Genomic DNA, 12,810 nt, shown 5'->3' with positions numbered 1-12,810 from the left:
GCTTGAGCAAGGCCATTGGCCTTGCTATTGACTCAAGGAGATGTCGTACCAGATGGACGGATAAGTAATATCCGTGTCTTCAGCGCGGGGAAATCAACGTGCTTACTTGCAGGTTTAGGCGAAAAATGAACGCTATACGCCACACCGCAAAGAAAATAATTTCCATAGAGTAACTATTTTATTGCCATTTATCAAGAAAAATGCGCTTTCAGCCGCCTTTGTTGATCATATTTAACAGTCGGTCACATCTTCTAGCCGATGCAGCAACTGCGGCATTTTCTGAAATGCTGGCGTACCCACACGCAGGCTATTTGATGCTTCGCTAAATTCAGGGCATCCATTTTCAACGTCATCAAACACGCAAGCGATGCGGTAAGAAAAAGCCATCGAACGAATAGCGCAATATTTAAATAGAAGAATGCTTGCGCGTCATACGATTTTTTATCCGTCATCAGATAAAAACATTCACACGAACAACAGCGTCAAGAAGCGAGACATTCGGATGACATCGCGCACTGTCGAATCAATCCTATCCAAGTGTCGTATTCGCGATACGTTGATAGCGAAATCAAAATTCTATGTTTGAAAACGCACATAAGAAAAATAATGCAATCGCTATTCTTTGGGAAGGCAACGCACGGCGTTGCACGCGTTGATCAATATGTTGATCAACTCTTTTCATTCCAAATCCGGAGATTAGTCATGCGCAATAATTTGTACGGTAGTCCAGCAAAAACCAGCCAAAATATCTCCAACGGACGCAAGTTGATGCAATACGCATCTTTGTTTGGTATTTGTATGGCGACTTCCGTCTCGGCACTGGCCGATCCATCGCCAGCACTTGATCGTGCCAGCATTTCTATCGGTGCCTTCCATGCCGAACCTACGTTCAAAGCTGGCGTTGATACGCCATATGGCCGCGTCGATACACCAGAACGCAGCAACAGCAGCGTGACCATTCCGCGCATACGTGCCGACGTCTTGCTGTTCGATAGCCAAGGTATTTCCTTCGATTACTACCGCTATGACCGTTCGTACAACCTCGGTGTGTCTGGCAATTCCACTATCGATGGCCAACCGGTAACCGGCAGCGCGAATTTTGATTCAAAACTCAAAATTGATTTGGCACGCCTCTCTTATAAATGGTGGTTTGGTAGCGGTAACAGCGTATTTGGTCTTGGCCTGGGCGGTGCTTACTACCGCGCCGATCTGGCCGGTAGCATCAGCGGCACAGTTACCGCTGGCGGCACGACCTATTCTGACGGCGCATCCGATCGCTATACCGACGATGCAGTAGCACCTCTAGTCGAACTCGGCTGGCGCTATGCTTTCACACCGAATGTACGTATGTATGTCGAAGCATCTGGCGTAAAGAAAAATGGCGGCAATCTTGAAGGCCACATATACAACGGCAACGTCGGTGTCGAGTGGTTCCCATGGAAAAACCTGGGCTTCGTGGCTGACTACGGCATCTCGCGCGTCAAGCTGGAACGTAGCGGCGGCAGCTCGACTGCGGATCTGGACATTCGCTTCCGCGGCCCATCGCTGTTTGCAAAAGCACGCTTCTAATTTAATAGTGAGGTCGTCGGACGCTGGATTTTTTGTATTTGGCGCTTGATACACACCAAGAGAAAAGCTTAGGTAAGCCGATTCTGTACTTATATATGCGGCACTCAAGAAATTGAGTGCCGCATTTTTATTAGGGCAATCAGATGCTGCACTCCGAACTTCAAAACAGCGCTGATGCGCTGGTATTTCTTATCCAAACTAAAAAATTTCACTACTGACAACGAAAGTCCATTTCCTCAAAAAACTGTAGATAAAGCTTTTATACTGTATGCATATACAGTATATTAAGAACTCGCCTGAGCAAACGGCGTTTTGTCCCAAACAGTACTTTTGGAGGTTTTATGGCTGCAATGTCTTGTGCACTTCCCTTTTCCACATCGTCGATTCTTGCGTCGCTGCCAGACTCAATCTGGCTCGGAGATCAAATGGGATCGTACCGCTCCAAACCGGTTTCGTCCGGCTATCGCGAGCTGGATCAGCAGTTGCCGAATGGCGGCTGGCCTCCTTCTGTTTTGACCGAACTACTGCTCGCTAATCCGGGCGTAGGCGAATTGCGCTTGCTCGCACCGACCCTCGCACGCATTACGCAAGCCGGTAAAACCGTCGTATTACTGGCACCGCCACATATTCCTTTTGCTGCCGCTTTGGCTGATCTGGGCATAGACCTGACGCGCGTTATTTTGATTGAAGCCGACAAACCGGTCGATCGTATCTGGGCCGTAGAACAAGCGTTGAAAAGCGCCAGCTTCGGCGCATTGTTGTGCTGGCTGCCGCAAGCGCGCGCCGATCATTTACGCCGCTTGCAATTGGCTGCTGCCGGTTGCGAAGGTTTGACTTTTGTATTCCGTCCGCTATCGGCACAAGATCAATCGTCGCCTGCGCCTTTGCGTCTGGTTTGCCAGCCGTCGCCAGCAGGTCGCATGTCGGTAGAAATCATCAAACGCCGTGGTCCGGTGCATAGCGATCCTATCGTGCTGCCGCTTTCCATTCCGCAAATACTGGTCAAGCCATTAGCGACCCGTGTTCTCAGCAAACCAGTTTTCAATACACCTTCCTATGCTGTGGATCGCTCTGCACTTGCCGCAACTGCCGCTAGACACCGCGCTGCGCTTCCGGCTTAGGCATCTATCCGATCCGGCAGATTCATCCATTCTGGAATCTACCGACGCGTATGATTCCTTGCTGGATAAGCCGGTCGTGATCTGCGAGCGCAAGCTGGTTGGTTGGTGCAATCAGCGTGCAGAAGAAGCTGGCATACGACCTGGCATGTCAGAAAGCAGTGCGCGTGCATTGACCGGTGAGCTGCAAGCGTTCCCGCGCGACTTGGATCAGGAAGCGCAAGCACTGCATGAAGCTGCATTGTGGAGTTTGCACTTCACGCCGCATGTTGTACTCCGTCCATCTGGATTATTAATGGAAGTCGCGGCCAGCTTGCGCCTGTTCAATGGTGCACAAAACATTGCGTCGAATCTGTTGAGTGGACTGCTGGAACTCGGTTTGCATGCACGTTTGGCAAGCGCACCGACCGCCAGCGGCGCATGGTTGCGCGCGCAATCCGACCAGATCAACGACGTATTCATAGCACCTGAGCTAGCCGATACGGCACTGGATGAGCTGCCTTTGCATGTACTTGATTCCGTACAAACCCATCTGGAAACTCTAGCTGATATTGGCTGCCGCACCATAGGCCAGCTACGCCGTTTGCCACGTGCTGGTGTAGCCAGGCGGTTTGGCAAGGAAGTATTGCGTGAACTGGATCGTGCTTACGGCGATGAAACTGAAGCGCACCAGTGGTTTGAAGCACCGATTGTTTTCGATGCCAAGCTGGAGTTACCTGCGCGCGTGGAAAGCACTGAAGCCTTGCTGTTTGCCGCGCGCCGCCTGCTGCTGCAATTAAGCGGCTGGCTGGCGGTACGCCACGCGGCGGTCGCCAGCATCACACTCTGGCTACACCACGAATCGACCCGGCAGCGCGATCATCGCAGCACGCCACTGACCATCGTGCTCGGCATGCCTAGCCGCGACATTGATCACCTGACGCTCTTGCTGCGCGAACGACTGGTGCAACTCGACTTGATCGCGCCCGTGATTGAAATTGCCTTGAAGGCAGACCAGATTGCCGAACAGGCCGCACCGAATACCGAATTATTCCCGACTGCTGCATCGGATGCGGAAACCACCGGACGCCTGATAGAACGATTGCAAAGTCGCCTTGGGAATGAAGCGGTGCGCCAGCTCGCCATGTTTGCAGATCACCGACCGGAAAAAAGTATTGCGACGACAGCCATCAATAGCAGGCAAAACACGCGCCGCAATAAGCAAGCAGACAACTTGTTGCCGCATGCTGCACCGGCTCGTCCGACCTGGCTTTTGCAACAACCGCAGGCTCTGATCACGCGCCAACACAAACCGTTTTACCAAAGTCCGCTGACCTTATTAACAGGACCAGAACGGATCGAGGCCGGCTGGTGGGACGATGAATTGGCGGCGCGCGATTACTTCATTGCGCAAAACGAGAACAATGCATTGCTCTGGATATTCCGTCTTCGCACCATGAATAAGGAGATCGGATCAGGCTGGTTTTTGCACGGATTCTTCGGCTAGAAATTGAATGCTCAATCAGATCAAGGTAGTAGCAATTTTTCGCATTAAATTATTTTGATAAGTCAGCATTAGCTTTAAGCCTGAATGAACATTCATATTTAATCAAAGATAGATGAACAATTCTGCATATGTTATCCGCTCTACCTTCCTATGCCGAACTGCACTGCCGGTCGAATTTCAGCTTCCTGCAAGGCGCATCCCACCCGGAAGAATTGGTGCAGCGCGCTTTCGACCTGGGTTACAGCAGCCTTGCAATCACCGATGAATGTTCGCTAGCTGGCGTCGTACGCGCCCATGTCGAAGCAAAAAAACATGATCTGCACCTGATCATAGGCAGCGAAATCACGCTGGTCTGCGGCACCAAACTGGTTTTTCTCGCCTGTAATCGCAATGGCTACGGCAATCTGTCCGAGTTAATCACGCTAGGTCGGCGACGCGCCGCCAAAGGTTTTTACACCTTGTGTCGCAGTGATCTGGATGAACAAGTTCCGCCAGAAAGCAGCGCCGCACATTTGGCTTATTTGCCGGATTGTTGCGTCATCCTGATCCCGCAACACGAGCACACACAGCAAGAAATCGAAGAGCAAAGCACTTGGCTGGCACGCACCTTCCCTACCCGTGCATGGATCGCGGTCGAATTACTGCATCACTGCGATGATCAATACTGGCTCGATCAACTCAGCGCCCTATCCACCAAAGTGAACGTGCCATTAATCGCAATGGGCGACGTCCTGATGCATGTGCGCTCGCGCAAACCCTTGCAAGACACACTAACCGCAGTACGTCTGGGGAAATCGGTCGCGGAATGCGGGCTGGAGTTGCAGCCAAATGCCGAACAGCATTTACGCTCACGCCTGCGTCTGGCGCAGATTTATCCGTCGCAATTGCTGGAAGAAACCATCAAGCTCGCCAGCCTTTGCTTTTTTTCACTGGATGAATTGCGCTACGAATATCCGCAAGAAATCGTTCCCGCCGGCGAAACGCTATCTGGTTATTTGCGCCGCATCACCTTTGAAGGCGCAACACAAAGACGCTTCAAGAACGGCATTCCTGAAAAGTTTCGCCAGCAAATCGAACATGAGTTAAGCCTGATACACGAACTGAATTACGAACCCTTCTTCCTCACCGTCTACGACATCGTCAAATTCGCCCGCAGCCGCGACATTCTTTGCCAGGGGCGCGGCTCGGCTGCCAATTCGATTGTTTGTTATTGCCTGGGCATTACCGAAGTCGATCCACAACGCAGCAGCGTATTATTTGAGCGCTTCATCTCACGCGAGCGCAACGAACCGCCGGATATCGACGTCGACTTCGAGCATCAGCGGCGCGAAGAAGTGATGCAATACATTTATCAAAAATACGGCCGCCACCGCGCCGCCCTGACCGCTGCGCTGATCACCTATAGGCCGCGCTCGGCAATGAAAGATGTCGGCAAAGCGCTAGGCCTGGACTTTGAACAGGTCAATCGTTTGTCCAGCTCGCACAAATGGTGGGATGGCCGCGAAGTTCGCGAAGATCGTTTGCTTGAAAACGGCTTCGACCCGCAATCGTCTATCGTGCAAAAACTGGTGGAACTGACTCAAACCCTGATCGGTTTTCCACGTCATTTGTCGCAACACAGCGGAGGCTTCGTCATTGCGCAGGATAGTCTGGCCAGACTGGTACCGATAGAAAACGCATCCATGAAGGATCGCAGCGTGATCGAATGGGACAAGGATGATCTGGATGCGCTCGGCTTGCTGAAAGTCGATGTGCTGGCGCTGGGCATGCTGTCAGCGATCCGACGTGCGCTGGATATGATCAGCGCTCAAAAAGGCTATCGCTTCGAGATGCAGGATATTAAAGACGAGGACAAGAAAACCTACGAGATGATTTGTCTGGCAGACACCATAGGCGTATTCCAGATCGAATCGCGTGCGCAAATGTCGATGCTGCCGCGCCTGCGTCCACAGCGCTATTACGACTTGGTGGTACAGGTGGCGATTGTGCGGCCCGGTCCGATTCAAGGGGGCATGGTGCATCCGTACCTGAAGCAACGCCATATGAATCCGGACGACATCGTCTATCCAGGCCCGGCAATCAAGGAAGCCTTAAAGCGCACTTGCGGCGTGCCGATCTTTCAAGAACAAGTGATGCAAATCGCCGTGCTGGCAGCAGATTTCACCCCAGGCGAAGCAGATGAACTACGTCGATCGATGGCCGCGTGGAAGCGTAAAGGGAGCCTCGAAAAGCATGGCGACAAACTAAAAGCCGGCCTTATCGCCAACGACTACGACCCAGATTTTGCAGACAGGCTGTTCGAACAAATCAAAGGCTTCGGCGAATATGGTTTCCCCGAATCCCATGCCGCCAGCTTTGCCTTGCTGGTCTATGTATCGGCCTGGATCAAATGTCACTACCCAGCCGCCTTTCTTGTCGCACTGCTCAACTCGCAACCGATGGGTTTTTATTCCGCTTCGCAATTGGTGCAAGACGCCAAGCGTCACGGCGTCATCGTGCATGCTGTCAACATCACAATCAGCGACATCGAATCCCATCTGGAAGAAATGAAGCTTGTCCAATCGCCAGTGCGGCTCGGCCTGAAAATGGTGAAAGGCTTATCCATAGCCGCAGCAGAAAGAATAGTCGCAGCGCGTGAGCAGCAAGCTTTTGCCAACGTCGATGATCTCGCGCGTCGTGCTTCATTGGATCAGCATGAACTCGGCGCCCTAGCCAGCGCCAATGCGCTACTACCTTTAAGTGGTCATAGACGCCAAGCAAAATGGGAAGTAGCCGGGATGCGGCCAGCGCCGGCTTTATTGCGCGATGCACCGATTATAGAAACGCCATTAATCTTGCCGCAAGCCAGCGAAGGCCAGGAAATCGTCGCTGATTACGCCAGCCTTGGATTAACCCTGAACCGTCATCCACTCGCATTGCTGCGGCCGCGACTCAAAAAAATGAACCTATCGACTTCACTGGAAATGCGCGGATTTGCCGATCGAAAAATTGCACGCACTACCGGCATCGTCACGATGCGGCAACGACCGCCGACTGCCAAAGGCACAATGTTTGTCACGCTTGAAGATGAAACCGGCATCACCAACGTCATTATCTGGCCAGACTTGGTGGACAAGCAGCGCAAGGAAATATTGAATGCGCAACTGATGACAGTCTACGGTATCTGGCAAACCAAGGAAGGCGTTCACCATCTAGTTGCGAAACGGATTGTCGATCATTCCCACTTGCTGGGTGAACTCACTATCAGCAGCCGCGATTTCCAGTAAGACTGGTTTATCTGCTCACGGCTGCGATTGGATTGCTATTAGTAAGTCCCCGGAATCAAAATTTTCTTGTCGACTTTTTTCACATCGGTCAGCCCGCAAAAAGCCATCGTCAGGTCCAGTTCGCGTTCGATGATTTCCAGGCATTTGGTCACGCCCTCTTCCCCCATCGCGCCCAAACCGTACAAGAAGGAACGGCCGATATACGTACCCTTCGCGCCGAGAGCCAGCGCCTTGAGCACGTCTTGTCCCGAGCGGATGCCACCATCCATATGGACTTCGATCTGATCGCCGACTGCATCGACGATGCTAGGTAATGCGGCGATGCTGGACAAGGCGCCGTCGAGTTGACGACCGCCGTGATTCGATACGATCAATGCATCGGCGCCGCTGGCGACTGCCAACTGGGCATCTTCTGCATCCATGATGCCCTTGATGATCAGCTTGCCGCCCCAGCACTTCTTGATCCATTCCACATCTTTCCAAGACAAGAGCGGATCGAACTGTTGTGAGGTCCATGACGACAACGACGACATATCCGACACATCGCTAGCGTGCCCAACGATATTGCCAAAGCCGCGACGTTTGGTACCGAGCATGCCCATGCACCAGCGCGGCTTGGTCATCATGTTGACGATATTCGCTACGGTGAGCTTAGGCGGCGCGGACAAGCCATTCTTCAAATCCTTATGGCGCTGGCCGAGTATCTGCAAATCCAGCGTCAGCACCAACGCAGAACAACCGGCAACCTTGGCCCGTTCTATCAAGCGCTCGATAAATGCGCGGTCCTTCATTACATACAACTGAAACCAGAACGGCTTGCTGGTATGTGCGGCAATATCTTCGATCGAGCAAATGCTCATCGTCGATAGCGTGAATGGGATGCCAAATTTTTCTGCGGCTTTGGCAGCGAGGATTTCGCCATCTGCATGCTGCATGCCAGTCAAACCAGTAGGCGCAATCGCGACTGGCATATGTACTTCCTGCCCGATCATCGTGGTTTTCAGTGTGCGATTCGCCATATCGACCGCCACGCGCTGGCGAAACTTCATCTTCGCAAAGTCACTACTATTAGCGCGATAAGTCGACTCGGTCCATGAACCGGAATCGGCGTAATCGTAAAACATCCTCGGTACGCGCTTTTGCGCCAATACACGCAGATCTTCAATATTGGTGATGATGGACATCGGGTGGTTTCCTTTTAAACGATCAATGCAGATTGATGCGCTGGCTGCACGTGATGGTGCAGGTCTTTATTTTTCTATGCGACATTTTATTTCGTCGCCATCATTCTTGAGATGAATGTTTTTAACCAATAGTATTGGGATTTGAGTTCAAGATACGCAATTGACTGAACACGGCTAGACAATCAGCCTATCAATTCAATGGATATTGCTTTTTAATTACGAGTTTTTCAAACAATGCAGATGAAGCCAACATTGAGGCTGTATGCGCCCCGCAACTACAAAATGCGATGAATTCTGATCTGCGGGCAAACCATCAAATATACTTGCATTTCAAATGCAACATATTTAAACTTCACGCTTTGGAAGCAAAGCCTTGCATGCGCAAGAATATCAACGCAATCATCAAGTTCGTATGATAATCCGCGCCACAAGCATCGATACTGCATGGAATCATGGCGTTCCACAGTATCACGCTGTGATGTAATGGCACATTCCGCAATCTGTTAGGAGCAGCATGGCTCAATCGAAATGGCAGTGGCTACTCCGCTTTTATCCGGCACCAGGTTCTGTCGATCGGTATGAAAGAATGCGCGCCTGCTCGGGTGCATTGTTTGGTCTGGTTATCACCGGTCTTACCACTTATCTTATCCTCGGCAAAGACGTGCATGCGATGTGGCTGATCGCGCCCATGGGCGCATCTTCCGTATTGTTATTTGCTGTCCCGGCCAGCCCGTTGGCGCAACCATGGTCCATCATGGGTGGCAATATCATTGCAGCCATCGTCGGTGTCACCTGCGCCAAACTGATAGGCGAACCGATCTTGGCCGCTGGCCTCGCCGCTGCGGTCGCTATCGGCGGCATGTTTGCCTTCCGCTGCATCCATCCGCCTAGTGGCGCGGTGGCATTGACTGCCGTACTCGGCGGACCAGCCGTACATGCGATGGGTTACAGCTTCGTGCTGGTGCCGGTCGCACTCAACTCCTTACTACTGTTACTGACCGCATTATTCTTTAACAATGCGACCGGACGTCGTTATCCGCATGTCACGCAACCGGACCGCACCAGCAAACATAACACCACCGACGTCGCGCCGACCGAACGCATAGGCATCAAGCCTAGCGATCTGGATACTGTTTTGACGCGCTATAACCAGGTGCTCGATATCAGCCGCGCGGATCTTGAATCGATCATGCTGCAGACAGAAATGCAGGCCTATCGTCGCCGCATGGGCGAAGTGAAATGTTCCAGCATCATGTCGAAAGACGTCATCAGCGTTGAATTCGGTACCGAGCTGGCAGAGGCTTGGGAGAAATTCCAGTCACATGATCTGACCGCTTTGCCGGTGATCGATAGAGGTCGCCGTGTCATCGGGATCGTGACCAAGGCAGACTTCTTGCATCATGCAGAAATGGAATTGCATGAAGGACTGGGACAAAGACTGACCAATTTGCTGCGACCATCCCAACTGACGCATACGGAAAAACATGAAGTCGTCGGTCAGATCATGACCAAAGAAGTGTTCACAGCCGACGCCAATCAGTCCATCGTCGATCTGGTACCGCTGATGTCTGACTCTGAAGTTCACCAGATGCCGGTGATCGACGAGCAAAAGAGATTGGTGGGAATGATTTCACAGACGGATATGATTGCAGCACTGTTTGAACACGGGCTAGCCGAAGGAACTTGAAGTACTAATACGCGATCCTATTTTGTGCACATGCACTATAGCGACGCAGATCAGAATGAATTACAGGAGAACAAACAATGAATAACACTAGCGATCTGAATCTGGCCCTATCCAAAGCGATCGTTGATCAAGCACCGGACGCCATCATTTTTGCCGATCACGCTGGCTTGATCCAGGTTTGGAATAGCGGCGCGGAACGTATTTTCGGCCACGCCGCGGCTGACGTCATCGGCGGTCCGCTGGATATCATCATTCCGGAACGCATGCTGGGAGCGCATAACAAAGGTTTCGATCATGCCGTCGCTACCGGCGAAATGAAATACGTCGACAAAGTATTGACCACCCGCTCCATGCACAAAGACGGCAGTCAGATTTACATAGACATGAGCTTCGGCATGGTGCGCGATGAGGCTGGAAAAATCCTGGGTGCACTGGCAGTAGCCAGAGATATCACCGAACGCTTTGCCAGCGACAAGGCGCAACGTGTGCGCGTTGCGGAACTGGAAAAAGCCTTGGCTGAAAAATCCGGCGATACACCAGCTTAAATAAGCAAAGCAGTAAGACTTATATAAAAACGGCAGCAAGAGTAGTGATCTTGCTGCCGCTTTTTTATTCAGATGATTGTTCTGACTTGCTCTCTATTAGGTAAGTCTCGTCATGCCATCAGCGGCTGAACAAACGTTCCCTGACGTGCTCTTCATGGAACACCGACTGTGACGGTTTGACCAGGTCACTACGGCTGATGATGCCGATCAACTGCATCGTTTCCTTATCCTTCACGACCGGCAATCTTTCTACATGCTTGATCGCCATGCGTCGGCTGACCACCTGACAGGTTTCTGTTGCCAAAGCGATCTGCGGCACCTCATCGAACAAACTCGCAACCGTCAGATCCGGATAATCCTCGCTCAAGCGGCTCAATAACAACTCCCTGTCCAGCATTCCCAACAAGCGCTGATTTCTATCCACTACTGGAAAGCTGCGATGCTTTTGCTCATTGCCGAAATAAACGCGCGCTACCTCTGTCAAGGATAAAGAAGCCGCGATGCTGACCATCTCGGTCGCCATCACCTCATGCACAAAGACACGTTCTTGCGGATCGACACTGTATTCGCGATAAATATGCAGCCCTCGGCGCGCTATCTTTTCCGTCATGATCGAACGGCGCATCACCAACACCGTGAAACCGTAGGAAACACCAGTCGCCAGCAACAAAGGTAGCAAGGCATTGAAGTCGCCCGTCAACCCCAGCGCAAAAATCGCCGCCGTCAAAGGCGCGCCCAACACGCCAGCCAATACTGCCGCCATACATACGAGCGGCCATAAAGTCGGATCGCTACCCGGCACCAAACTGGAAATGACTGCGCCCAAGCCCGCACCCAACATCAACAACGGTGCCAACACACCGCCCGAAGTACCCGAGCCCAAAGCCACTACCCAGATCACTGCCTTGACCACCAGCAAGGACAAGGCTGCCGATAACAACATCCGGTTATTCAATAAATCCGAAATGACATCGTAGCCAACACCCAATGCGCGCGGCTCAAAGTAGCCGCCTATGCCGACCACCAAACCACCGATCGCTGACCACCACATCCAGTGCAGCGGCAATTTGCCGAACCAGTCTTCCACCTGATACAGCGAAACCGACATCCCCGCCGACAAAGCGCCACTCAACAAACCCGCAACGATACAAATCCCGAACGCAGCCAAACCGACAGGTTCGGTATGGATCGGGAACAAAGGACCAGACTCAAGCAGCAATGGTCGGCAGAAAGCCGCAACCGCACAAGCCAACATCACCGGCAACAAACTACGCGGTCGCCATTCAAACAGCAGCAACTCGACCGCCAGCAATACCGCAGCAACCGGCGTGCCGAATACGGCAGTCATGCCCGCCGTCGCGCCAGCCACCAGCAAAGTCTTGCGCTCCGCTGCGCTCATCGAAAAATTCTGTGCGATCAAGGATCCTATGGCACCACCCGTCATGATGATCGGCCCTTCGGCACCGAACGGGCCGCCACTGCCAATCACAATGCCGGAAGTCAACGGCTTGAGTACTGCGACCTTGGGTGACATCTGGCTTTTCTTAAACAGAATCGCCTCTATCGCTTCGGGGATCCCATGACCGCGCACCTTGTCCGAACCGTAGCGCGCAATCAAACCGGCGATCAGCCCACCAGCCACCGGCACCGCGATCACCCATAAACCTAATGTGTTCCCTGCAGGCGAACGATCTTCAAACGACAAGGTTTGGAAAAAGAACAGATTGGTGAAGAAATGAATCGAGTTCAACAGCACGTAAGCTGCAACAGTACTGACGGCGCCAATCACGACTGCAATCAGGCACAGAAGAAGAATCCGCTTATCGAAAGAAAAGTCACGCTGATGCGCACCTTGATGCTCATGATTTTTATGAGTTTGCATAAGAAAAATGCTCGCTTGAATGTTTGTGTGTAGCGCTGACCAACGCGACAGAAAATCCTCAGGACGCTGCGAT

Annotated in this window: 8 protein-coding genes; 6 read left to right on the top strand and 2 right to left on the bottom strand. The window is 52.1% G+C overall.

The window, feature by feature from the left end:
* Nucleotides 1–702 precede the first annotated feature (702 nt).
* The 4 genes from Q7T66_RS09470 to Q7T66_RS09455 all read left to right on the top strand — a co-directional run bounded on the left by Q7T66_RS09470 (nucleotide 703) and on the right by Q7T66_RS09455 (nucleotide 7,439).
* Nucleotides 703–1,569 (top strand): hypothetical protein, encoded by an 867-nt coding sequence (locus Q7T66_RS09470; protein ID WP_304933091.1) that lies wholly within the window; start codon nucleotides 703–705, stop codon nucleotides 1,567–1,569.
* A gap of 341 nt (nucleotides 1,570–1,910) precedes the next feature.
* On the top strand, nucleotides 1,911–2,690 hold the full coding sequence (gene imuA / locus Q7T66_RS09465) for a translesion DNA synthesis-associated protein ImuA (protein WP_304933090.1): 780 nt from the start codon (nucleotides 1,911–1,913) through the stop codon (nucleotides 2,688–2,690).
* Nucleotides 2,626–4,173, top strand: a complete 1,548-nt coding sequence (locus Q7T66_RS09460) for a DNA polymerase Y family protein (protein ID WP_304933089.1) — start codon at nucleotides 2,626–2,628, stop codon at nucleotides 4,171–4,173. Before imuA ends, Q7T66_RS09460 begins: the two co-directional genes overlap by 65 nt.
* A gap of 128 nt (nucleotides 4,174–4,301) precedes the next feature.
* Complete coding sequence (locus tag Q7T66_RS09455) at nucleotides 4,302–7,439, top strand: error-prone DNA polymerase (RefSeq protein WP_304933088.1); 3,138 nt, start codon at nucleotides 4,302–4,304, stop codon at nucleotides 7,437–7,439.
* 38 nt (nucleotides 7,440–7,477) lie between these two features.
* On the opposite strand, the gene Q7T66_RS09450 is transcribed toward Q7T66_RS09455, so the two are convergent.
* On the bottom strand, nucleotides 7,478–8,623 hold the full coding sequence (locus Q7T66_RS09450) for an alpha-hydroxy acid oxidase (RefSeq protein WP_304933087.1): 1,146 nt from the start codon (nucleotides 8,621–8,623) through the stop codon (nucleotides 7,478–7,480).
* Nucleotides 8,624–9,137: 514 nt separating this feature from the next.
* Here Q7T66_RS09450 and Q7T66_RS09445 point away from each other — a divergent pair.
* Together Q7T66_RS09445 and Q7T66_RS09440 are read left to right on the top strand one after the other, a co-directional pair.
* Nucleotides 9,138–10,310, top strand: coding sequence for an HPP family protein (locus Q7T66_RS09445; RefSeq protein ID WP_304933086.1), 1,173 nt, complete (start codon nucleotides 9,138–9,140; stop codon nucleotides 10,308–10,310).
* Nucleotides 10,311–10,387: 77 nt separating this feature from the next.
* Nucleotides 10,388–10,855, top strand: coding sequence for a PAS domain S-box protein (locus tag Q7T66_RS09440; protein ID WP_304933085.1), 468 nt, complete (start codon nucleotides 10,388–10,390; stop codon nucleotides 10,853–10,855).
* 118 nt (nucleotides 10,856–10,973) lie between these two features.
* Here the strand turns inward: Q7T66_RS09440 and Q7T66_RS09435 are convergent, their stop codons facing one another.
* Entirely contained in the window at nucleotides 10,974–12,737 is a 1,764-nt protein-coding gene (locus Q7T66_RS09435) for a chloride channel protein (RefSeq protein WP_304933084.1), read from the bottom strand.
* Nucleotides 12,738–12,810 lie beyond the last annotated feature (73 nt).

This window comes from Herminiimonas sp., from assembly GCF_030655415.1.
Note: the sequence above shows the minus strand (reverse complement) of the source record. Positions and strands in the feature narration are given on the sequence as shown.